Raw genomic sequence first — 22,818 nt, 5'->3', positions numbered from 1 at the left:
CTACTTAATGATTATGTTTGCTGTGGGTATTAGATTGTACTTGCATCATCTTATGCGATTCACTTTTGTGTACCATAAATCTAAACGTGTCGGTCATTTTATGTCCATCACCACCCAGTGCTGTCCATTTAACCGTGTAAGTGCCTTGGACTAAGCTCGGCAATGACCAACTAAAGTCTGTGCTTGGGGTAGAGCTTGGTTTGAAATCAAAGTTTATTGATTTATTTTTTTCATCTTTGATGATGACTTTTGCTAGCCTTACTTCACCACCAAAAGTTAACGAAAGTTGCTCTGGGCTTTTCATTAACATGGCTTCTTGCGCAGGTGTTGATTGCTTGAGTGATATATGCGCTGATGCGGAAAATGTAAGTACTAAACCTAAAATAGCTACTGCAGAATTAAAAAACTTCATAATTACCTCTTATTTAAAATGATTAAAACCAAAATTTAATACCCGTAACAAATGCGGTGTTGTTGCTACTTTGTCCACTTGATGTGGCATAGTCGGCGGTATTGCCAAATTTATTGCTCCATTCAACGCCAATATAGGGCGCAAACTGGCGTGTAAATTCATAACGAACCCTAAAGCCAATCGCGCTGCTTGATAGGCCACTTCCAAGTTCGTTTTGTTTATCGTTTTTGCCATAAAGTGTAATTTCGGCTCGCGGTTGTATAATTAGCTTTTGCGTGAGTAATAGTTCGTACTCTGCCTCTAACGTAAATGCGGTATTGCCTCGCTCACCTACGTATGCTGTCATATCAAGTTCAAACCAATAAGGGGCTAAACCTTGTAAGCCAAAAGCCAACCATTGCCGATTTTCACCTTCTTTATTGTAATCAAGACGAACACCTGCTTGAGTATCCCAATATGCTGATACGGCGTGACCCCATAAAATATCGGTTTGGTTTTCTTCAATACTTCCTTCGCTGAAATCACCCTCGGTTTTAATTACCAATCGATCAAAGGTAGTGCCGTACCATGCTTGTAAGTCAAATACACCTGCGTTTGCTTGCTCGTTATATTCAAGACGATCGCCTAGTAATGCGTAAAATGGATGCTCATCAGCGAGTGTTAATCGCTCATTGCCCTCAAGCGCATATGGGCCTTCTGTTAAAGTTGTTCCCGCAGAGTAAGCATGGGGGTCTCTTGCATCTTTAGGTGCACTTCCTCCTTGTGGTTGCATCTTAGCGCTATTCATTTGTGCCATTTCACTTTGCGCTAATAAAGGGAAACTAATTAATGAAGCCCCTGTTAACATTAATAAACCTAATGATTTAGATAGTTTTAATTGTTTCATGATACGACTACCTCTCTAAACATACCGGCATCCATATGGAATAATAAATGGCAATGCCAAGCCCAGCGACCTACATCGTGAGGGGTGGTTAAAAAGCTGATTCTTTGTGCGGGTTGAACAGGTATCGTATGACGTCGCACTTGCACATCACCTTGCTCGTTTTCTAAATCACTCCACATACCATGCAAATGCATAGGGTGCGTCATCATGGTATCGTTTTGTAAAATAACTCTTAAACGTTGGTTATGCTTCATATGCACTGGCGTGCTTTTACCAAATTCTAAGCCATCAAATGACCAGCTATAACGCTCCATGTTTCCGGTTAAATGCAGCTCAATTTCAGCTTCTGGCTCTTGCTGGTTAGTGATCCCTTCAAGTGAGTGTAAATCTGCAAGTGTTAAAACACGACGACCATTTTTACGTAAACCAATACCAGGATCATCAAGATTTGTTCTAGGCATATCAACGCGCATATCAACTGAAGCTCCATACTCCGTTTTTGCATGACGCACTTTAGAGCTGGCAACCGCTAATGGGTTTTCAGACATACCATGTTTGCTATGATCCATCGCCATTGCACCGTGGCCCATAGCGCTATGATCCATTTCTTTAGAGTTCATACCTGACATGCCTGCCATACCAGCCATTGCAGAGTGCTCACCGCCGTGGGTCATATTGCCCATCATATCGGTCATCGTTAACCATTCAACAGGGTCAAGTGCAGGTACTGGCGCATCAATATTAGGCGAGCTTGATAAAGTTCCTTTTGCGTAACCAGAGCGATCCATACTTTGAGCAAAAATCGTATAGGCATCATTTTTAGGCTCAACAATTACGTCGTAGGTTTCACCAGGGCCGAATCTAAATTCATCAACTGTCACTGGTTCAACGTTTTGCCCATCTGCTTGTACAACCGTTAGTTTTAACTCGGGGATACGCACGTCAAAAAAGCTATTACTAGAGCCATTAATAAACCTTAACCTAAGCTTTTCACCGACTTTAAATAATCCACGCCAGTTTGCCATTGGAGTACTACCGTTCATTAAAAAAGTCATTGCTGATGCAGATAAATCAGCTAAATCTGTAGGATTCATTCGCATCTGATTCCACATTTTTCGGCGCTGTAGAGCATTTGAAATACTGCTGCTTGAAACGTCATCGAAAAACTCTGGGACAGTGGGTTGATTGAAATTAAATACATCACTCTGTACTTTTAATTTACGGAACAGCGCCATTGGGTCATCATCAGTCCAATCAGATAATTGAATAACATGCTCGTTATCTGCACTAATAATATCGTTTTCTCGCGGTTCAATAATTAATGCACCGTACATGCCTGTCATTTCTTGAAAGCCACTATGTGAGTGATACCAATATGTACCGCTTTGTTGCAGTTTAAATTTATAAACAAAGGTTTCGCCCGGCATAATGCCTTTAAAGCTGATACCTGGTACGCCATCCATTTGATACGGTAAAATAATGCCATGCCAATGAATTGAACTCGGTACTGATAACTTATTTGTTACTCTAATAGTAACGTCATCGCCTTCTTTGAGGCGCAAGGTAGGGGCGGGTATAGAGCCATTGATAGTTGTCGCCATACGTACTACGCCAGTAAAGTTAACCGGCGATTCATCTATAACCAGATCAATTACTTTGCCGCTAAGTTCGGGCACAGTGCCTGTTATTGTTCCTGCTACTAAAGATGATGCAGCATGTAATACACTCGGAAAAGCAGCAAGTACACCTCCTGCAATTAAGCCTTGAACAAATCGTCTTCGTGGTGTGCTAACCTGTTGTGATGACTTTTTAAACCCCATTTCCTTACTCCTTCATACCAGAATATGTATTAAGTATAGAAAATAGACCTGTCTTCAACATGACGCGAACATTACAAAGTTGTAATCTTGGTGTCATGTTGCTGTAGTGACAGATACTGCATAATATTTGCAGAGGTAGTTGTTAGGACTTTAATGAAGGAATTGTATGCGCTTATTAGTTGTTGAAGATGAAGCAAAAACGGGAGATTATTTAAAACAGGGACTAAGTGAAGCTGGTTTTCAGGTTTCTTTGGCGCGCAATGGTCTTGACGGTCATCACCTAGCAATGACCGACTTATTTGATGTAATAATACTTGATGTCATGTTACCTGACGTATCCGGTTGGAAAATTTTACAGTCGCTACGTGAAGCAGATAACAAAACCCCAGTACTATTTTTATCTGCTCGCGATAGCATAGACGATAGAGTAAAGGGGCTCGAACTTGGTGCTGATGACTATTTAATAAAGCCTTTTGCTTTTGCTGAAGTTTTAGCAAGAGTACGCACTCTTATTCGCCGTGGTGCAGTACAAACAGTTGACGATATACTGATCGTTGCTGATTTAGAAATGGATATTCCAAAGCGAAAAATACAACGTGCAGGCAAGCGTATTTTATTGAGTAATAAAGAGTTTAGCTTACTTGAACTATTGTTACGGCGCGAAGGTGAAGTACTGCCACGTTCGTTAATTGCTTCTCAAGTATGGGATATGAATTTTGATAGCGACACCAATGTGATTGATGTTGCCATTCGTAGGCTAAGAGCAAAAGTTGATGATGACTTTACTATTAAATTAATTCATACGGTTCGTGGTATGGGCTATAAATTAGAGGTTGAAACTGATGGCTATTAAGTCACGGCCTTTATCACTTACGATGCGTGTTGTGTTGTTTGTGGCTGTAACCGTTATTGCGTGCTTAACTTTAGTTGCCACCTTAATAAATAGTTCGATAAAACATCATTTTTTCAAGCAAGATAGTAGTGAACTGCATGTTATTAATCAATCTATTGAATTAGTTTTAAGACAACAGTATAAATCAAACCTGAAACTTAAAAATGAATTATCTAACGCTGTAGCGGGTCATCACGGTGTTTACTATCAGGTAAATACCGCAAAAGGAGAGCTCATTTTTCAAAGTTCTGAACGAGATTTTAGTGATTTTGTAATGAGTGCTAATGCTTCAGCTGGCTTTAACCGTAACAACATTACCTCATGGCAAAATGATACCCACACCTACCGAGCTCTGGTGAGTAATTTAAGTACTGGGCAACAGCAATACAAAATTACTACAGCGATAGACATGAGCTTTCATTTACACTTTCTCAATCAATTTCAACAAAGTCTTTGGGCTATTATGTTTGGCTCTGCGGTACTCATTTTATTGGTGGCTTGGTTTGCTATACATCAAGGATTGAACCCTTTACGAGGTTTGAGTCAGAAAATGCATGACATCCAAACTAATAAGATGGATGTAAGGCTTGATGAAAATAAAGTGCCTATTGAGCTTGTTAATATGGTGCAGTCGTTTAACTCGATGCTCGACAGGCTCCAAAGTGAATTTATTCGTTTATCAAATTTCTCTAGTGATATTGCGCATGAGTTACGTACTCCACTAACAAATATAATCACTCAAACACAGGTTGGTTTATCTAAAAAAAGACAGTTGTTAGAGTATCAAGAATTATTGTTTTCTAATCTAGAAGAGCTGGAACGACTAACTAAGATGGTTAGTGATATGCTTTGGCTTGCAAAAACTCAGAATGGACTGGTTAAACCCGTTCAAAATACTCTAAAAAGCCATGATGAAATTGAAGCATTATTTGAGTACTTTGATGCTTTGGCTGAAGACTCATTGATTACATTTAAGAAAAAAGGTCAAAACCTTTGTTTTTATTGTGACAAATTACACTTTCGCCAATTATTATCAAACCTCCTATCCAATGCAATAAGGTATGCCCCAAAAGGCTCATCAATCACAGTAAATAGTGAAATATTTACCGCTGATAAAATATGTATTTCAGTGATTAATACTGGGGAGAGAATACCTTCTGAGCATTTACCTTATTTATTTGACCGCTTTTATCGACCTGATAAGTCGCGGCAACGACACAGTGACGGAGCAGGTTTAGGGCTTGCAATAGTTAAAGCTCTAGCGCAAGCAAACGGTGGAGATATAGAGGTCAGTTCAAATAATCAAACTACCAGCTTTAAAGTTTATTTAAATTTAGTTAAAAGCTAATTATTAAAACCAATAACTCAATGTTTGCTTGTAGCTCTTTGGCGAAGTTCAGCTAAGTGCCATAAGCCGACCTTGAGACACATAAAGATTAAGACTGCAAAGATACGAAAGCGGAAGTTAGCTTTGGCCTGTTTAACGACAAATATTCCGACAAAGCAGTCATGACTATTAGTTTATTGTTAAATCTAATCTTTCTTTTCGTTCATCTACTCAATAACCCCACGCTAAACGTGACTTTAGCGTGGGGTTAGAGTTCACAGTCATTTTATCTGGATAGCTCTTTTATTTTTTTCTCTGAAAACCAGCGATATAAAACAGGTAAAACAAATAATGTTAACAGTGTTGCAGTTACCAAGCCGCCAACAATAACACTCGCTAAGGGGCGCTGTATTTCTGCACCAACACCATTAGACATTAACATCGGTATCAAACCTAAAGCTGATGTTATAGCAGTCATAAGTACAGGTCTTAATCTTGAAGTAGCGCCTTCAAAAACGGCTTTAGATGCTTCTAGACCGTCTTTAATACGTTGGTTGATACTTTCTACCATAACGACCCCATTCAATACCGCTACACCAAATAAGGTAATAAAGCCAACGGAGCTTGGTACAGACAAGTATTGTCCAGATAAATATAAGGAGAAAACTCCGCCAATTACAGCAAGCGGCACGTTGACCAATATCAGCATAGCTTGACCAACAGAACCAAAGGCAAAGTAAAGTAGTAGTGCGATTAGTGCTAACGATAAAGGTACAACTATAGCTAACCTATTTTGAGCACGTTTTTGACTTTCGAACTGGCCGCCAATCGAAACAGAATAACCTGAAGGTAAGTCAACCTTTTCAGCAATTACCGTTCTGATATCGGCAACCACGCTTCCCATATCTCGATTTTGTACATTTGCTTGGATAACGACTCTTCGTTGTACATCATCGCGTCTAACTTGTGGTGGGCCTGACTCAAATGAGACTGAGGCTACGTCACCCAGTCGCACCCAAGCACCAGTAGGTGATTGAAGCCGAATATCAGCAATAGCTTCTTTGTTACTTCGGTACTCTTCCTCTATGCGAACGTAAATATCATAACGTTCATTACCATTGATTATTTGTCCGGCTTCAACACCACCAATACCATCACGCACAACCTCCATTATGTCACTCACAGACAATCCAAAGCGCGATAGTTCTTGCCTGTTAGGACTTATCACCAATTGCGCTTCACCAGCAATTTGCTCCAATGCAACATCCCTTGCACCTTCAATGTTTTTAATTGCTGTTTCTATTTCTTGACCTTTAGCCGCCAGTACCTCAAGTTCAGGCCCAAACAACTTTATCGCCAACTGAGCCTTAACACCAGATAGTAGCTCATCGACACGAGTCGCAATAGGTTGAGAAAAGTTGAGTAGCAACCCAGGGAATTCTTCTAAAGATCTCTCCATTTTTCCTTGAAGTTCATATCGATTAGATGCACTGGTCCACTCAGAAACAGGCTTCAACCCTATGTAAATTTCGATGTTATTCACAGGCTCTGGGTCTCCACCTATTTCTGCTCGACCAATTCGGCTTAATGCATAGGTTACTTCAGGGAAAGCCATTAGTTTTTCTTCTAGAATTGGTGCCACAGTGAGCGCGGTATCTAAACTGGAAGAAGGTGCAAGCGTTGCTCTTAAGTTTATCGTCCCTTCTTCTAACTCAGGTACAAATTCAGTACCAATTAATGGAACTAATGCAAAGGCAGAGAAAACTAATATAAGTGCGGCTGAAATGACTAATTTGGTGCGTTTTAGTGCGAATGTAAGCCCTTTTCTGTAGAGTTTGTCTAATGGCCTAAGAACAAAGCTTTCCCTCTCTTTTACACCTGACTTAAATAAATAAGTAGCTAAAGCGGGTACAACAAACAACGCAACCACAATAGCAGATATAACAGCTAAAATGATGCTTATTGCCATAGGTTGAAATAACTTTGCCTCAACACCTTCAAAGCTAAATAAAGGCGTAAATACGACTAAAATAATAGAAGCTGCAAAAAATACGGGACGAGCCACTTCTTTACCCGCATTTTGAAGACGTAACTTAATACCATGCTCATCTTGTTCTACATCATGTGGATCAGTATCAGCACTAGGCACTCTTTCTTTTACAGTTTTTAAATGGGTAGAGTCTGGTCTATTTAAATGCTTAAACATGTTTTCAACCATCACGACTGAACCATCAACTAGCATACCAATGGCTACGGCAATGCCACCCAATGACATAAGGTTTGCAGAAATGCCCCACCAAGCCATGATCATTAACGCGATACCAATTGAAATTGGAATAGATATTAGGACAAGGAAGGTTGCACGTATATTCATTAAAAATAGTGCTAATACAATACAGATGAAAATAAATGCTAGTAATAGTGCATCAACTACTGTATCAACGGCTTTTTCAATCAAATCAGCCTGATCATAAAATGGTTCAAAGCGAACACCTTTAGGCAATGCTTGATTAATTAATGGGATTCTTGCATTGATACCATCAATGGTGGCTTTAGTATTAGACCCCATGCGTTTTAAGACAATGCCAGAGACAACTTCACCTAAATTTTCGACTTTACCGTCTTCGGTTTTGCGCGTCATTGTGACAGCACCTTGACGAATTTCACTGCCCATTTCAACTTTAGCAATATCCGAAACCGTCACAACTGTCCCATCAACTGTTTTGACGGGAACTTGTTTGATATTACTAATACCAGCGTCACCACTTTCAAACCAACCTGCACCTCTAATAACAAGCTGCTCTTGCCCACGGTTCATATACCATCCGCCAACATTGGCATTGTTGTTATCTAGGGCACCAACAACGTCTTCTTGCGTTAGGTTATAAGAAAGAAGCTTAGATGGATCTACATTTACTTGGTACTGCCTAACAATACCTCCAAAGGAGAGTACATCAGTAACACCATCGACAGGCATAACGAGTAATTTTACTACCCAATCATTGAGACTCCTGAGTGCCATAGCATCATAGCCTGCATCTTTATCTGAAATAAGAAGGTACTGAAATACTTGGCCTAGCCCTGAGGTGTTTGGCCCCATTTCGGGTGTGCCGACACCTTCTGGTATCAGTTCTTTTGCGGCTTGAAGACGCTCAAATACAAGTTGTCTTGCAAAGTAAATGTCGGTGCCTTCTTTGAAAACAACCGTGACGCCAGACAAGCCTGTTTTAGAAATTGAGCGCACTTGTTCTACATCAGGTAAGGCATACATGACCGCTTCAATGGGGTACGTAATGAGTTGTTCAACTTCTTCAGCAGCTAGTCCTGGCGCTTCAGTATTTACAGCAACTTGAACATTAGTAACATCAGGAAAGGCATCTAAATTTAGTTTTGGTATAACCATAATTGCGCCGACAATTGTGGCAAACAGCGCAATCAAAATCAGGAGTCTATTATTAACAGACCAATCAATTATTTTATTAAACATAGTCTTGCTCCTTAGTGGTTATGCGGATCAAATCCGCCTTTAGCGATTTCAGAAGCAACAAAAAATGCGCCTTTGGTTACAATTCGCGTCCCACTATCAAGGCCAATGATTTCCCTAAAATCACCTAAGGCTCGGCCTAGTTCTACTTCTACAGCTTTAAATTCTCCAGGGTGGTCTTCGACAAATACGGTCCAATCACCATCTGCGCTGCGGATCAATGCTTCTTCTGGCACAGCCATCACTTTCTGCTTTGTGGCAAACTGAAAGTAAACTTTTACAAACATACCTGAATGAAGGTTATCATCAGCATTCTGTACCCCCAATCTAATAATTCTTGTACGAGTTACGGGATCAATTGTATGGGCTTCTTGGATAACTTTGGCATTGTAACTCTGGCCTTCTAATTTAAGTACCGCAGGAGAATCAATTGATAAATTTAGCTTTTTATTTGGAGAAACTTTTGCTTCAACCCATAGTTGTTTTTCATCAGCTAACAACATGACTGAATCCCCAGCATCAACACGTTGCCCTTGGATAAAGTCGTCTTGAAGCACGACACCTTCACGGTGCGCCGTTAATGCATATTGCCCAAATGCTTTAATGTCTTTGTTAGAAATACCATTTATTGCTTTTTCAGTTAACCCTAAAGCAATGAGCTTGCCATAGCTCGCATTGTATGTTGTTTCAGCTTGTAATAATCGACTTTCACTCACCGTCTTATTACCCAGCTTTTTTACACGTTGCCATTCGGTTGAAGCGATTAAATAGTCAGCTTGTGCTTGTGCCATTGCTTCACTAAATAATGTAACTAACTTCTGACCTATTTCTACATACTCGCCAAGCGCTGCATGGCGACTGATAATGACTGACTCTGTACGTGGTGATACCACATAACTTTTATAGCCATTAGCTTTTATTTCGCCAGGTGCATATACGGAGCTAAATTGATATTCAGGCTTAACACTTTCCACTTTAATTTTAGCAAGCGACATCTTCTTTGGATCAATAGTGATACCTTCTTCATGTTCTTCTTCTCCCTCTTTATTACCACCTTCATGGCCGTGCTCGTCATGGTCACCTTTATCTTCTTCATGTCCCTTTTCGTGTTCATGCTCATCTTGATGTTCTTTTTCTTCTTGTTTCGAAACGTTTGTGACAGAACCAGTTCCATCTGACGACTGTGCAAAAGCATCATGATTTGTAGTAAACCCAACTAACAGGCTGCTAATTACTACGGCTAAAAATTTTTTACTAATTACTGTATTCATTTTTGTAACCTATATTTTTAATAAATTTAAGATTTCGTTTTTCGCTACTGAAAAAACAAAGCGCTCAAATCTCAAATTTGGATAACTGACCCATACTTAAAATGAAGGATATTTCTGCAAGCTTGAATTGATTTTCCAAACGTATTCCTGCATGAAGCCCTTCCGCACGTTGATTTAATGCAAGTAAGTAGTCAGAAGTATTAATATCACCAGCTTGCCAGCGCTTATTTAATAAGTTTTCGCTGCTATCTAATCTGCCTTTTGTCAGTTTTTGCCATTGCTCATAATATTTTCTACTGACATTAAGCGATTCATAATTAGCTTTTGCTTCAAAAGACTGCTTTCGATATACCGACTGAAAATTCGCCTCGGCTGCAATGGCTTCTGAATAAGCGGCTTTAACATTATCTGTATAGTTATTTCTGATGTTTAAAGGCATTGAAAAAGTCACACCAACCAAGTCTTCATCTCCACTTTTCCCTGCGCTAACGCCAATGGTTGGATTAGCTTTAGATTCCATAGTGGTTAGTTGAGCTTTAGATTGTTGTCCCTTCCATTTCGCTCTAGCAAGTTTAACTTTTGGATGTTCCTCAACCCACTGGGAGTTAAATGAGTAGCTTGTTGCTCCAAAAGTAAATGAAAACAAATTGGTAGTATTAGGCGTCCAATCAGGCAATAACTCCTGAACCTTTACCTCTGCATTTTTCAAAGCAATTTGAGACTCAGATATTTCACTAAAAATTTGCGACAAGTTTAAATAGACTAGCTCAGCGTCAAGTGGCTCTAGAAGTCCAGCTTTTCGTTTGTCTTCAACAATTCCAACGAGCGTTTGCAATTGCTCTTCTCTTTCTGAAAGTAACTGAGCAGCTTTTTTTGCTGCTTGCCAATTAACTAATGCAGTTAAGGCATTAGCCTTTTTAGAATCGAGTAGAGATAACAATTGTTGCTGGTTTGCATAAACATCAATTTCACCAATGGTTTTATTTGTTGATTGCTTATCCCAAAAATCTATCGTTTGACTGATACCAATAGAGTAATTATCAAAATCACCTTCTTTTTCATAGCTTGCTTCAAGCTCTGGGTTATATACGGCTTGAGTTAAGCTTTTGGCTCTATGATTACTTGCATTAAGTAACTCTTTAGCCGCAACAACTTCGGGATCTTTATTTATTTGACTATCTAGCCATGAAATACTTTTCTGTTTGCCATAAGTGGCAACTGAAAAACTCACAGCCATGCATAAAGACAGGGTTAAACCTGCATTTTTTAAAAATATATACATAAAACTTCTTAATTTTTTAATTTATAAACACGAACCCTTTATCCTTCTCATGGACAAATAGGTCATTAAAAATCAATCTAATTAAGAAATGGGTGGGCGAAGTATCGCTTCAAGGTAAGTATTTGTTTGATCAATTTGATAAGGCGTTTTATTGATAATGTTTAGTTTGCCCGTGGTATTTGAATTACTGACTAAAATCCAAGATAAGTGGCTGCCACTGCAATGACCGCAGTGATGACAATCTTTTTCATTATGCTGCTCATCACCTACATTATCATTTGAGACATTTCGATCATCTGCATGATCATGTTGAGTTTGAAGGTGCTCTATATCTATTTGGTGATTCTCAGATGTTGAGGATGCTACAGCAGTTAACGATTGTAAAACAATCGAAATAACCAAGAGCATTTTTAGTACAACATAACATTAAGGTTCAAAGTTATCACCAGTTAAATATAGTATTTAAAATACTAGCAGAAACTATTTTCTTAAACTAGCTTTTCAATTCAGTTTCCACGCTTTTACATTAAATAATTTTTTATTTGACTCTATAGCCACTATAGATTTTATACTTATTTTAATATTATTACGGAGTGTTAAATATGTCAGAAAAATGTAGTGGTCAGTGTCAATCATCTTCTACCAATGAAGATGTAAAAATTGATACACAATTAGATAACTATAGTGGCGCGTTTGTCAGTACATTTAAAGTACCTCAAATGGACTGTCCTTCAGAAGAGAGATTGATTAGGTTAGCACTTGACTCAATTGAGCCTTCAGTTGGGTTGCAATTTGATATTCCTAGCCGTTTAGTCAAGGTTTTTCATGATGAAAATTTAGATGAGATAACAAAAAAATTACAACAACTCAATCTCGGTGCAGAGTTGGCATCAACTAAAGAAAGTTGCAGCACCGAAGCTGCAAAAGCAAAAGATCTAGCCCAAAAAAATGAGATGAAAGAAGCATCAACGCTAAAATGGTTGTTAGCCATTAATGGAGTCATGTTTTTTATAGAAGTAATTGCTGGGATTATTGCGCAATCTGCTGGCCTTATTGCCGACTCATTAGATATGTTTGCTGATGCTGCTGTTTATGGTTTAGCTATATATGCTGTCGGTAAAAGCATAAGCATGAAACTTAGAGCGGCACATATATCTGGTGTACTTCAAATTATTCTAGCGCTAGGTGCTTTGAGTGAAGTCGTAAGACGCTTTATTTACGGTAGTGAACCTATCTCTTCTTTAATGATGATATTTGGTGGAATAGCACTAATCGCTAACATTGCTTGTCTGTTTTTAATATTTGGCAACAAAGAAGACGGCGCTCATATGAAAGCGAGTTGGATTTTTTCCGCAAATGACGTAATCGCAAACGTAGGTGTAATCTTAGCTGGCTTATTAGTTACAGTAACTAGCAGCCGTTATCCAGATTTAGTGATTGGTTTGATTATTGCTGTTGTCGTTTTAAACGGTGCTCGCCGCATCTTACAGCTAAAGTCTTAAGTAGAAAGTAGTTAAAAGAATGCACCCGTCATATTTTAAACCATATATATCATACGTGATAATGATTTTAATCGCGGTGCAGTCTGTGTTTTTTTCGCAAGAAGAGATTGAAGGAAACTTAATTGAAAGTTCTTTTAATATATCACTAACTGAGTCTATTACCCCGCTAAAAGCTCCTGAAAGCTCTAATTTATTTGAGGAGGGTAATAGCCAAACTTTAATTGATAATTGTAATTTTTGTTGCTGCTGTCAGTTATTTTTAAATACAGATTCTTCTTGTAATATTTTACAAGCAATAGAATATTTCCCTACCTACGCCTTAGTTTCCCCTGAGCTAAAAGGCTATATGTCGGTGCCATTCCGCCCACCTAAATACGCCTAAATTTTATAGAAAATTAAGAAAGGTCACATGTTAATGACCTAAATATTACATATAAATTTATAGGAAAGTATACATGGCACTTAATACCTGTGTGCATCGCAAGATAGCAATTTTGAGGTGTGTAACACCTCGGCTTAAATATATCGCGTTTCTCGCTTTGTCACTTTTTACATTTAATGTTTATGCGTTTGAAAATCAGTTAAACCTTCAAGAAGCAATTCAGTGGACGCTTAAACAAAATCCAGAACTTAAAATATTTGATTTCAAGCAAACGGCATTAACAGGACAAGAACAAACAGCAAGTTTAAATCCTGCTTATGAACTAGAGCTTGAAGCTGAGAACTTTGCAGGTTCAGGTGAATTTAATGCATTCGGCAGTGCTGAATTAACTGTCGCTCTATCTTCGGTTATTGAAATGGGAGACAAACGCTCAGCGCGAATTGGGCTTATTTCAAACTCAAGAGCACTGCTCACTGCTGAAAAAGAGGTAGCAGCGCTAAACTTAATGGCTCAAGTCACTGAAAAGTACGTGGAAGTACTAGCAGCACAACAAAGAGTAATATTGGCAAAAAATGCACTGAGTTTAGCGAAAGAAACGTTAGAGATTGTATCTCAGCGTAACCGTGCAGGTGCTACTCCTGAGGCTGAAGTGAAACGTTCAAAAGCAGTTATTGCTCAGGCAAATTTGACCGTTCAATCTGAACAAAAGCGCTTGGAATATTTGAAGCTCTCATTAGCAGCCTACTGGGGGGAAAACTCTGTAACCTTCTCTGAAGTACAAGGGGATCTTTTTCAGTTTGGCAATGATAGTGACTTTAACAGCCTTTTTGCGAAGTTAGAGAAGAACCCTGCTATTCAAATCTATGCAAGTGAACAGCGACTAAAAGAGGCCGAGTTACAGTTGGCTAAAACAGAGTCAACGGCCAATATCAAATGGTCTGTTGGTGTTAGGCGCTCTCAAGAAGCCAATGATACGGCACTGGTCGCTGGCTTTAGCTTACCTTTGTTTGCTGAAAAGCGAAATTCTGGCGCAATCGCTAGTGCGCTAGCAGAGCGTGACCAAGTTGCCATAGAGAAAGAGGCGACTAAGTTAAGATTTAGAAATCACTTACTACGAGCATACTCCAATAGAAAACAAGCCATATTAACAGCTAATTCATTAAAGCAGTCGGTTATCCCAATGCTTGAAGATGCACTGGAAGATACTCAAGACGCCTATCAAAAAGGTCGATATGGATATCTTGATTATGTATCGGCTAGACAAGAGCTGTTAAATGCTCGGCGAACCCTTATTGACGCGGCATCTGCTGCCCTAATTTATGGCGCAGAGATAGAAAAACTAACAAACGAAGCGCTGTCACTCTAAATAAACATCACTTTAAGTTTAATAACAATTTATTGATTCAGTGATTAACTGAATCGTTTAGGAATTCAAAATGAAAAACTATTTACTCGCACTATTGATTTTTATTGGGTATCTATCACCCATTCAAAGTGTTTTCGCTAGTGAAGATGAACATGAAGGCGAAGAAGGCATAAGCAAAATCGACAATAACATGGCAAAAAAGGTTGGTGTTGAAACAGCCTATTTAGCTTCAAAAACGTTGAACCAAACTATCCCTGTATACGGCTCTACGACGATAGGCGCTGAACAATTATTTCAAGTTAGCGCTAGATATAACGGCGTTATAAAGACAATAAACTTCACTGTTGGTGATACGGTAAAAAAAGGCGATCTATTAGCCGTTATTGAATCTAATGAGAGCTTAAATACTTATAAAATAACATCGCCTGTTTCTGGGACTGTTTTACAGCGAAATGGAAATATTGGCGGTATCACGCAAAACACTAGCTTGTTTGAAATCGTCAAATTTGACACCTTGTGGGCTGAATTTAAGGTGTTTACCAGCCAATATAATCAAATCAAAGTCGGTCAGCATGTTGATATTGAGCAAGGTGAACACGCATTCAGTTCAGTCATCACTAATATTATTCCAGCTAAAGATCAGCCTTATGTTTTAGCACGGGTACGATTAAACAACACTGAGTTAAAGCTAACGTCAGGTCAATTATTAAAAGGCAACGTAAAGATAAACCAATTTGAGGTGGATTTAGCGGTCGAGAAAGTTGCCATACAAGAGCTAGGTGGACAATTAGGTGTCTTTGTAAAAGAAAATGAAGAGTACGAGTTTGCACCACTTGTCCTTGGTCGTTCAGACAAAAACTATATCGAGGTCATTGATGGCCTCAGTAAAGACGCTGAATATGTAAACAAAAACAGTTATCTGATTAAAGCAGATATCTTGAAATCTGAAGTAGAAGACGACGATTAGGAGACGCAATATGATTGAATCAATTTTGCGTCTTGCAATAAATAGGCGCTATTTAGTATTAAGCTTGCTGATGGTAATCATCGGCGTTGGTATGTGGAGTTATCAAAAACTTCCCATTGATGCTGTTCCAGATATAACAAACGTACAGGTACAAATAAATACCTCTGCCCCCGGTTATTCACCTTTAGAAGCGGAGCAAAGGGTAACTTTTCCAGTAGAAAACGCATTAGCTGGACTACCAAAGCTGTCTCACACCCGCTCTCTTTCAAGATATGGTTTATCCCAGGTGACCGTTATCTTTGAAGAGGGAACCGATATTTATTTCGCACGCAACTTAATCAATGCAAGATTAGCTGCGATAAAAGGCGTTATTCCCTCTGGCTTAGAGCCAGAGATGGGTCCTATTTCCACAGGGCTTGGTGAAATATTTATGTATACCGTACAAGCTTCTCCTGACGCTAAAATGCCTAATGGAGAGCCTTATACCGCTATTGCCTTAAGAGAAATACAAGACTGGATCATTAAACCGCAATTGGCTCAAGTTAAAGGCGTCATTGAGGTCAACAGCATCGGCGGCTATAACAAGCAGTATCATATAACGCCGAAACCCGAAAAATTACTTTTTCATCAGGTAAGCTTTGAAGACGTTTCTGATGCATTACGTAAAAATAATGATAACCGTGGCGCGGGTTATATTGAGCAAAACGGACAACAAGTGTTAGTGCGCTCCATCGGGCAACTTGCGACAATGGATGAAATCCTCAATGTCATCATCAAAAAGAACGATGGTATTCCTGTAAAAATATGTGATGTTGCCAATGTTGCTATAGGCAAAGAACTTAGAACAGGGGCTGCTACTCGTAATGGCATTGAGACAGTGCTTGGTACAACCATGATGCTGATTGGTGAGAATTCTCGCACCGTTGCTTTAGAAGTGGAACATAAGCTCAGCGAAATACAAAAATCTCTGCCAAAGGGCATTACCGCAGAGCCTGTTTACGACAGAACAACGTTAGTAGATAAAGCGATTGCAACCGTTACCAAAAACCTCGTTGAAGGTGCGCTTTTAGTTATTGTTGTGTTATTTATTCTACTTGGAAATTTACGTGCAGCTCTCATTACCGCTGCTGTTATCCCTATTTCCATGTTAATGACAATCACAGGTATGGTGCAAGCAGGAGTATCTGCCAATTTAATGAGTCTCGGCGCATTGGACTTTGGCTTGATAGTGGACGGGGCTGTAATCATCGTTGAAAACTCTGTCCGTAGGTTAGCACAGGCCCAACACAACGGTCATAGGCAAGACTTAAGAGAACGCCTAAATACCGTTTTTGAAGCCACTTCAGAAGTGATACGTCCAAGCTTGTTTGGTGTGGCAATTATCACTGTTGTTTACATCCCCATTTTCACGCTAACTGGCGTTGAAGGGAAAATGTTCCACCCTATGGCGGCAACTGTCGTTATGGCGTTAATTTCCGCAATGATCCTTTCAGTTACACTGGTTCCTGCTGCTGTAGCTGTGTTTATGAAAGGTAAAATCAGCGAAAAAGAAAGTGTAGTTATTCGTTCAACCAAGTCTATTTATGAACCATTGTTAAAAATGGCGATGAAATTTCGTTGGATTATTGTTTCATTCTCAACGCTGTTAATGGGGTATAGCCTTTGGTTAGCAACTACGCTTGGGACAGAATTTGTTCCTCAATTAAATGAAGGTGATATTGCACTACAGGCATTAAGAATTCCATCGACTGGCCTAGAGCAATCAGTAGAAATGCAAGAAGTACTTGAGCAACGTATTAAAGCGTTTCCTGAAGTTGATAAAGTATTCTCGCGCATTGGCACACCAGAAGTAGCAACCGACCCAATGCCACCGAGTATTGCTGATATCTTTGTTATTTTAAAACCACGTAAAGAATGGGCCGAACCTTCAAAACCAAAAAGTGAATTAGTTGAAGAAATGGAAAAAGTACTGAAAAACATTCCAGGCAACAACTATGAATTCACTCAGCCTATTCAAATGCGTTTCAATGAATTGATTTCTGGCGTTAGAGCTGATGTCGGCATCAAAATATTTGGTGATGATTTGGATCGGTTATTACTTACCGCAAAAGATATTCTAAATATTGTGAAAACCGTGGATGGTGCCGCTGATGCTCGAATGGAACAGGTCACAGGTGTTCCATCTTTATCAGTAATTCCTAAACGAGAAGCGCTTGGTAGGTATGGATTGAACGTTACCGAATTGCAAGACTGGGTTGCCACTGCGATTGGCGGTGAATCTGCGGGGATCATTTATGAAGGTGACAGACGGTTTGAGTTAGTTGTTCGCCTACCAGAGCAAATAAGAACGGATATCGATAGCTTGAAGCATCTGCCGCTTCCACTTGAGAATGGTAACTATGTGCCAATTGAAGAAGTTGCAGAGCTTAAATCAGAGTCTTTACCCGCGCAGATTAGCCGAGAGAACGGAAAAAGAAGAGTTGTGGTTACCGTCAATGTTCGTGGTAGAGATTTAGGCGGTTTTGTAAAAGAAGTTAAAGCTAAAATTAATCAGGAAGGAGAAATTCCAGCAGGATACTGGCTTGATTATGGTGGAACGTTTGAACAACTAGAATCAGCAAGTAAGCGATTAAGCCTAGTTGTACCGATAACATTGGTTGTTATCCTAGGTATTTTGATTATAGCATTTGGTTCATTAAAAGATGCATTAATCATTTTCAGTGGCGTGCCTTTAGCATTAACAGGGGGCGTATTTTCACTTTATTTAAGAGACATGCCCTTATCAATTTCGGCAGGTGTCGGCTTCATTGCATTGTCAGGTGTCGCAGTATTAAATGGCTTGGTTATGTTGGCTTTTATTCGAGATCTTTGGCATGAAAAAGGCGACCTATACGTAGCGATCATTGAAGGTGCCATCATTCGTTTAAGACCTATTTTAATGACGGCACTGGTCGCAAGTTTAGGTTTTATTCCAATGGCGTTAAACACTGGAATTGGTGCAGAAGTACAACGACCACTAGCAACAGTTGTTATCGGCGGTATTGTATCTTCTACCATTTTAACTTTGTTTGTATTGCCTATTTTATATCAATGGGCGCATGGCGCTGAGAGTAACAAACAGCAATCCGACGAAATCTAAAAGCAAAAAAGCAGCTTAATTACTAAGTTATGCCTAATTAAGCTGCTTTTTATATTGTATGCTCCAAAATTTTATTGATAAAACTTACTCTGCTTCATCCCTACAATTTTCATTTAAAAACTCAAACTCTATCGTCGTATGCGATAAATGATAGGAAGATAATTTAGCTGCAACCTCTTGTTTAAGCTTAATTAATTCTTTAACGTCAAAGTTGTCACTCAGCTCAAGGTGCGCTGTTAAAACGTGACTTTCACCATCCAGTGACCAAAAATGCATATGGTGTATACCATTTACTTCAGGAAATTCAATTAATGACTGCTTAATACGCTCTTGGGTCTCTTTATCGGGTGCAGCTTGAAGAAAAAGCACCAATGTTGATTTAAGATTTTTGAAAACGTTAAATAAGATAAACAGCGTAAACCCTATTGATAATAGAGGATCTAATATCGGCAGTTCAACGAACAACAATACAATAGAGACTATAAGAACGGCAACCCAACCGAGTACATCTTCAAGTAGGTGCCATGTCAGCACTTTTTCATTTAGTGTTTCACCCGCTTTTAATTTGAATACCGCATAACCATTTACGGCAACACCGAGTATGGCTAGCCCTAACATCCCCTCAACTACAGGCATTTCAGGATTGGACAGCTTAGGTATTGCTTCAAATAAAACCCAAATAGAGCCGATAATCAAAACAATACTATTTACCAATGCACCAAAAAGTGTAAGTCGGCGATAACCATAGCTGAATTTGTCTGATGCTTCTTTATCTGAAAAACGACTTAAAATCCACGCAAAACCTATTGAAAGACTATCACCAAGATCGTGAACGGCATCCGCCATTATCGCCGTACTGTTTGTGAGCCAACCACCTATAAATTCGATAATGGTAAATATCACATTAAGGAAAAATGCCCAACCAATCCGGTCGTCTTTACCATGCTGATGACTGTGACTATGGTTGTGCATTTTGTACCTCCAGTACTTTTTTATTTCTTATTTTTGATACATTCATATTAATCAAATGTCGGATCACTCGTTGATACAACCAACGTTTTACACCTGATAGATTAGTACCTTTTTCGAGATAGAACTTATCTGGTGAATCATAAAGCCCAAAGTCGTCATGAATACCTTCTTTTTGAATATAGGTATCCTCTCCACGCCAATCCGTACCGGGTGAAGATAAGCACTTTGTTGCAACACCATAACCACAAAACTCATCTTTTGCTTGGCTAAATTTCTGCTGTAGTGAGCTTAAGTATTGCTCATCCAATATAAAGCCCTCTAAGTTTATCCAACGCCCTTCAAAGTAAACTTCTACCCAACTATGAATGATGTATTTAGGTGCTAACCAAAATACAAGCTTAGGATAGCACCTTTTTATAGTTGCTGATCAATGGTAAAACCTTGGAAACGACACTGGATACCTAGTCCACGCAATAGTGCCATTAACAGATTACCCTTAGTATTACATTGTCCATAACCATCTGCTAGCACATCGCTTGCTGAAATATCATCACTCTTGTTATAGCCAAACATTATTTCATCTTTTACAAACTGATAAGCGGCACCAATTTTGTTGAAATTATCCAAATTTTTCCACCCTCGTTGATCGATCAGGGATTGGATATCTTTGTGTTCAAAATTAACGATATTCGTATTGTTTAAATATTTCTCAGTCATTTTTATATATCCCTTTCGTTGCATACCTATACTATAGATCCTATAGTAACTATAGAGTCAAATGTCTGGGGGAAATTGATGAAAATAGGCGAATTGTCAAAAAAATCGGGCTGTTCAATACAAACGATTAGATATTATGAAAGAGAAGGATTACTGTTAAATCCAAACCGTTCAGAAGGTAATTTCAGGCTGTATGATAGTAAAGCACTTAAACAATTGGAATTCGTAAAGCATTGTCGCAGCCTAGATATATCACTCAATGATATTAAACGTCTTATCGAATTAAAAAATAAGCCAGAAGAAAGCTGCTCTAGCGTTAATGCATTAATTGATCAGCAACTTGCACTAGTGAATAAACGTATGAAAGAATTAAGGGCGCTTAAAGCTGAATTACAACAGATGGCAAGTGCTTGTGGTTCAGACAATACAATTGAAGCGTGCGGCATCATCAAATCATTGGATAGCTAAACTAAATATAACTTTAGATTAGTAGTATTCACAAAGGCAATAATGTAAACCATTGGCAAATTAGCACAATCATTAAATTTAAATGTAGAAACCATTCGTTTTTATGAACGAGAAGGGCTGATTACACAACCTGAAAAACCAATATCTGGTTATAGACAATATGACGAAACAATAGCAGGACAACTTAGGTTTATCACAAAAGCCAAAGCGCTCGGCTTTACGTTAAGAGAAATAAAATCGCTAATGTCTATGGACAGCAACTGCACTCAAGTTGAGCTATTAAGCCGACAAAAGTTAGCAATCATTCGAGACAAAATTAATGACCTTCAACGTTTAGAGAAAGTAATTGTGGATATGACAAATACCTGTATGCAAAACGAAGATCCAACACATTGCCCCATAATTGATTCATTAAAATGATTGACTCCGTACTTATATACGGAGTTTAGAATGATGGTAATATCAACCAATAGACTTTCAAATGATAAATAAAATATTAGACAGAGTAGGCTCTAGTGGCGTTTGGCTAGCGGCACGGCCTGCTTCCCTGCATTAAGGTCACTTGCATCGGCATTAGGACTAGGCTTCTTCTCTCACTTCGAAGGAATAGCTGTAAATACGCTTTTACCTATTTTTGCATCTTTGGAACTATTGGTAAACTTATACAACTGGCACAAAAATAAAAACCATACCAGAGCTGTCTTCAGCATTCTAGGGCCTGTAGCAGTGCTATTAACGCTTTATCCTCTTTGGCTATATGATTGAAGCACATACCTATTTTACTTTGGTATTTGCTTAATGGTCGTTATGTCGGTTTTGGATATCGTAAAACCAGTAAGGGAGCAAACATGCAACGTATGGCTAATTGCCGTCGTTGAAACGATTAACGGTCAATGTCTGCTTTTCGCTCTTTTGAGGCATTCGCCTCAACACGTTTTGGGGCAGAAACGAGTTACGCTTTAATGCCCGCTCATGGCACTTAGGCGAACTTCGGCAAAGAGCGATAACCGGTCATTGAGATTTGCTTAATATCGTCGTTAATTGATTGGTTAAACTGCTCTTTGCGCATATATTCATGAAAAAGACCGCTGCGCGCATATTGGTTCATTTAACTCTACCTAAAAATTTTATAAAACTTAGTGATAGTAATGCCTTAGGTTATTTGTTAAAACATATAATGTGGATAAATTAGCGTGGAGTCGGTAGAAATATGCGCGACGAGCGCACTATTTAATTGTTAGGCATAAAAAATGGATTTCGAAGCATTATTCATCTCAGAGGTGAAACCGTATAAAGGTAAATCAAGAAAAGATAAGTTTCTTTCGCGAATATTCGGTATTTTCAATGAGGAAATAATTCGAATTTGGTGTGAAAACAAAAAATCTCCTTTCACTAATATCGGTCGACCAACCATTTATGATTCTAATGGAAAGTATTTCACTTTAGATTTTCTACTAAAAGATACTGAAAATCGATTGTTTGTAACTGAAATGAAGTGTGAAATTGAATATCAAAAATATAAATATTTAACCTTAAATGAATCCAAACAACTTAGACATCATTGCTCAAAACGTGCTTTTGAATTGTTTTTGGAACTATCGCATACACCGAAAAAATATGATGTAAAATGCAATAATAAAAACCAAAATATAGCTGGTACTGCTTTGGTTTGGGGCAGAACATCAACTTCCGGTGAAGTTGAAATTAAACAAAAATTTAAAATTAATCATGTAATTTCTACAGAAAAAGTAGTTGCTGATTTAATCGAGTGGGAAGATGAAGAGTTTAAAATATTTATAAATTCATATAAAGGTTGGGCTAATCAACTCTTTGATGGTTTATTAGGTAATTATGCCTAACAAGGGTTTTTAAATCGGACAAATTTCAGTTGGCTTTTTGTTCGTGCCTCACTTATTTTAGCCAACTGAAAT

General features: G+C 38.7%; 20 protein-coding genes and 1 pseudogene. 11 read left to right on the top strand and 10 right to left on the bottom strand.

Going from position 1 to position 22,818, the window contains the following annotated elements; genetic code table 11:
- Positions 1–4: 4 nt before the first annotated feature.
- Genes I6F10_RS05240 through I6F10_RS05230 form a run of 3 tightly spaced genes read right to left on the bottom strand, consistent with a single transcriptional unit; the run spans position 5 to position 3,118 of the window.
- Complete coding sequence (locus tag I6F10_RS05240) at positions 5–412, bottom strand: copper resistance CopC family protein (RefSeq protein WP_010388411.1); 408 nt, start codon at positions 410–412, stop codon at positions 5–7.
- 22 nt (positions 413–434) lie between these two features.
- On the bottom strand, positions 435–1,298 hold the full coding sequence (locus tag I6F10_RS05235; protein WP_002963237.1) for a copper resistance protein B: 864 nt from the start codon (positions 1,296–1,298) through the stop codon (positions 435–437).
- Entirely contained in the window at positions 1,295–3,118 is a 1,824-nt protein-coding gene (locus I6F10_RS05230) for a copper resistance system multicopper oxidase (protein WP_024610725.1), read from the bottom strand. Before I6F10_RS05230 ends, I6F10_RS05235 begins: the two co-directional genes overlap by 4 nt.
- Positions 3,119–3,284: 166 nt before the next feature.
- Here I6F10_RS05230 and I6F10_RS05225 point away from each other — a divergent pair, with 166 nt between their 5' ends.
- Both I6F10_RS05225 and I6F10_RS05220 read left to right on the top strand, forming a co-directional pair.
- On the top strand, positions 3,285–3,971 hold the full coding sequence (locus I6F10_RS05225; protein WP_008109918.1) for a heavy metal response regulator transcription factor: 687 nt from the start codon (positions 3,285–3,287) through the stop codon (positions 3,969–3,971).
- On the top strand, positions 3,961–5,358 hold the full coding sequence (locus I6F10_RS05220; RefSeq protein WP_197098562.1) for a heavy metal sensor histidine kinase: 1,398 nt from the start codon (positions 3,961–3,963) through the stop codon (positions 5,356–5,358). The genes I6F10_RS05225 and I6F10_RS05220 overlap by 11 nt, the downstream gene beginning before the upstream one ends.
- Positions 5,359–5,623: 265 nt before the next feature.
- On the opposite strand, the gene I6F10_RS05215 is transcribed toward I6F10_RS05220, so the two are convergent.
- From I6F10_RS05215 to I6F10_RS05200, 4 genes are all read right to left on the bottom strand, one after another.
- Positions 5,624–8,824: an efflux RND transporter permease subunit gene (locus tag I6F10_RS05215; RefSeq protein WP_004588883.1), complete on the bottom strand. Its 3,201-nt coding sequence runs from the start codon at positions 8,822–8,824 to the stop codon at positions 5,624–5,626.
- A gap of 11 nt (positions 8,825–8,835) precedes the next feature.
- The gene (locus I6F10_RS05210; RefSeq protein WP_010388432.1) at positions 8,836–10,092 is read right to left on the bottom strand and encodes an efflux RND transporter periplasmic adaptor subunit; all 1,257 of its coding nucleotides are present in this window, start codon (positions 10,090–10,092) and stop codon (positions 8,836–8,838) included.
- Positions 10,093–10,156: 64 nt separating this feature from the next.
- Complete coding sequence (locus tag I6F10_RS05205) at positions 10,157–11,374, bottom strand: TolC family protein (RefSeq protein ID WP_197098561.1); 1,218 nt, start codon at positions 11,372–11,374, stop codon at positions 10,157–10,159.
- Positions 11,375–11,455: 81 nt separating this feature from the next.
- Positions 11,456–11,782 (bottom strand): hypothetical protein, encoded by a 327-nt coding sequence (locus I6F10_RS05200; RefSeq protein ID WP_010388429.1) that lies wholly within the window; start codon positions 11,780–11,782, stop codon positions 11,456–11,458.
- A 194-nt stretch (positions 11,783–11,976) separates the two neighbouring features.
- On the opposite strand from I6F10_RS05200, the gene I6F10_RS05195 reads away from it, so the two are divergent.
- The 5 genes from I6F10_RS05195 to I6F10_RS05175 all read left to right on the top strand — a co-directional run bounded on the left by I6F10_RS05195 (position 11,977) and on the right by I6F10_RS05175 (position 18,730).
- Positions 11,977–12,876 carry a cation transporter gene (locus I6F10_RS05195; RefSeq protein ID WP_002962256.1) on the top strand — a complete coding sequence of 300 codons (900 nt, stop codon included), beginning with the start codon at positions 11,977–11,979 and terminating at the stop codon, positions 12,874–12,876.
- Between the two features lie 85 nt (positions 12,877–12,961).
- Positions 12,962–13,258 (top strand): hypothetical protein, encoded by a 297-nt coding sequence (locus tag I6F10_RS05190; protein WP_235312836.1) that lies wholly within the window; start codon positions 12,962–12,964, stop codon positions 13,256–13,258.
- 73 nt (positions 13,259–13,331) lie between these two features.
- Complete coding sequence (locus I6F10_RS05185) at positions 13,332–14,624, top strand: TolC family protein (protein WP_197098560.1); 1,293 nt, start codon at positions 13,332–13,334, stop codon at positions 14,622–14,624.
- A 70-nt stretch (positions 14,625–14,694) separates the two neighbouring features.
- Complete coding sequence (locus I6F10_RS05180) at positions 14,695–15,591, top strand: efflux RND transporter periplasmic adaptor subunit (RefSeq protein WP_002962254.1); 897 nt, start codon at positions 14,695–14,697, stop codon at positions 15,589–15,591.
- 10 nt (positions 15,592–15,601) lie between these two features.
- Positions 15,602–18,730 (top strand): efflux RND transporter permease subunit, encoded by a 3,129-nt coding sequence (locus I6F10_RS05175; protein ID WP_197098559.1) that lies wholly within the window; start codon positions 15,602–15,604, stop codon positions 18,728–18,730.
- An 84-nt stretch (positions 18,731–18,814) separates the two neighbouring features.
- Here the strand turns inward: I6F10_RS05175 and I6F10_RS05170 are convergent, their stop codons facing one another.
- The gene (locus I6F10_RS05170) at positions 18,815–19,702 is read right to left on the bottom strand and encodes a cation diffusion facilitator family transporter (RefSeq protein ID WP_002962252.1); all 888 of its coding nucleotides are present in this window, start codon (positions 19,700–19,702) and stop codon (positions 18,815–18,817) included.
- Positions 19,689–20,419, bottom strand: a pseudogene (locus tag I6F10_RS05165) (transglutaminase-like domain-containing protein). Before I6F10_RS05165 ends, I6F10_RS05170 begins: the two are co-directional and overlap by 14 nt.
- A 78-nt stretch (positions 20,420–20,497) precedes the next feature.
- On the opposite strand from I6F10_RS05165, the gene cadR reads away from it, so the two are divergent.
- The 3 genes from cadR to I6F10_RS20450 all read left to right on the top strand — a co-directional run bounded on the left by cadR (position 20,498) and on the right by I6F10_RS20450 (position 21,652).
- The gene (gene cadR, locus I6F10_RS05160) at positions 20,498–20,887 is read left to right on the top strand and encodes a Cd(II)/Pb(II)-responsive transcriptional regulator (RefSeq protein WP_002962247.1); all 390 of its coding nucleotides are present in this window, start codon (positions 20,498–20,500) and stop codon (positions 20,885–20,887) included.
- Between the two features lie 51 nt (positions 20,888–20,938).
- Entirely contained in the window at positions 20,939–21,307 is a 369-nt protein-coding gene (locus tag I6F10_RS05155) for a MerR family transcriptional regulator (protein ID WP_028834999.1), read from the top strand.
- A 102-nt stretch (positions 21,308–21,409) separates the two neighbouring features.
- Positions 21,410–21,652, top strand: coding sequence for a MerC family mercury resistance protein (locus I6F10_RS20450; protein ID WP_327077832.1), 243 nt, complete (start codon positions 21,410–21,412; stop codon positions 21,650–21,652).
- A 214-nt stretch (positions 21,653–21,866) separates the two neighbouring features.
- On the opposite strand, the gene I6F10_RS20365 is transcribed toward I6F10_RS20450, so the two are convergent.
- Complete coding sequence (locus tag I6F10_RS20365) at positions 21,867–21,995, bottom strand: hypothetical protein (protein WP_269435800.1); 129 nt, start codon at positions 21,993–21,995, stop codon at positions 21,867–21,869.
- A 142-nt stretch (positions 21,996–22,137) separates the two neighbouring features.
- Between I6F10_RS20365 and I6F10_RS05150 the strand changes: the two genes are divergently transcribed.
- Positions 22,138–22,746, top strand: a complete 609-nt coding sequence (locus I6F10_RS05150; protein WP_165744213.1) for a hypothetical protein — start codon at positions 22,138–22,140, stop codon at positions 22,744–22,746.
- Positions 22,747–22,818 lie beyond the last annotated feature (72 nt).

It is taken from the genome of Pseudoalteromonas sp. SWYJZ98 (genome assembly GCF_015864495.1).
Lineage (GTDB): Bacteria > Pseudomonadota > Gammaproteobacteria > Enterobacterales > Alteromonadaceae > Pseudoalteromonas > Pseudoalteromonas distincta.
The sequence above is the reverse complement of the archived record's forward strand: the minus strand, read 5'-3'. Positions and strand labels throughout refer to the sequence as shown.

Bases quoted from the DNA above. Each gene is read 5' to 3' on its own strand.
- I6F10_RS05170 (WP_002962252.1), bottom strand. From the start codon at position 19,702: ATGCACAACCATAGTCACAGTCATCAGCATGGTAAAGACGACCGGATT.
- I6F10_RS05200 (WP_010388429.1), bottom strand. From the start codon at position 11,782: ATGCTCTTGGTTATTTCGATTGTTTTACAATCGTTAACTGCTGTAGCA.
- I6F10_RS05195 (WP_002962256.1), top strand. From the start codon at position 11,977: ATGTCAGAAAAATGTAGTGGTCAGTGTCAATCATCTTCTACCAATGAA.
- I6F10_RS05180 (WP_002962254.1), top strand. From the start codon at position 14,695: ATGAAAAACTATTTACTCGCACTATTGATTTTTATTGGGTATCTATCA.
- I6F10_RS05220 (WP_197098562.1), top strand. From the start codon at position 3,961: ATGGCTATTAAGTCACGGCCTTTATCACTTACGATGCGTGTTGTGTTG.
- I6F10_RS05210 (WP_010388432.1), bottom strand. From the start codon at position 10,092: ATGAATACAGTAATTAGTAAAAAATTTTTAGCCGTAGTAATTAGCAGC.
- I6F10_RS05150 (WP_165744213.1), top strand. From the start codon at position 22,138: ATGGATTTCGAAGCATTATTCATCTCAGAGGTGAAACCGTATAAAGGT.
- I6F10_RS05185 (WP_197098560.1), top strand. From the start codon at position 13,332: ATGGCACTTAATACCTGTGTGCATCGCAAGATAGCAATTTTGAGGTGT.
- I6F10_RS05205 (WP_197098561.1), bottom strand. From the start codon at position 11,374: ATGTATATATTTTTAAAAAATGCAGGTTTAACCCTGTCTTTATGCATG.
- I6F10_RS05225 (WP_008109918.1), top strand. From the start codon at position 3,285: ATGCGCTTATTAGTTGTTGAAGATGAAGCAAAAACGGGAGATTATTTA.
- I6F10_RS05215 (WP_004588883.1), bottom strand. From the start codon at position 8,824: ATGTTTAATAAAATAATTGATTGGTCTGTTAATAATAGACTCCTGATT.
- I6F10_RS20365 (WP_269435800.1), bottom strand. From the start codon at position 21,995: ATGAACCAATATGCGCGCAGCGGTCTTTTTCATGAATATATGCGCAAA.
- I6F10_RS05240 (WP_010388411.1), bottom strand. From the start codon at position 412: ATGAAGTTTTTTAATTCTGCAGTAGCTATTTTAGGTTTAGTACTTACA.
- I6F10_RS05235 (WP_002963237.1), bottom strand. From the start codon at position 1,298: ATGAAACAATTAAAACTATCTAAATCATTAGGTTTATTAATGTTAACA.
- I6F10_RS05230 (WP_024610725.1), bottom strand. From the start codon at position 3,118: ATGGGGTTTAAAAAGTCATCACAACAGGTTAGCACACCACGAAGACGA.
- cadR (WP_002962247.1), top strand. From the start codon at position 20,498: ATGAAAATAGGCGAATTGTCAAAAAAATCGGGCTGTTCAATACAAACG.
- I6F10_RS05175 (WP_197098559.1), top strand. From the start codon at position 15,602: ATGATTGAATCAATTTTGCGTCTTGCAATAAATAGGCGCTATTTAGTA.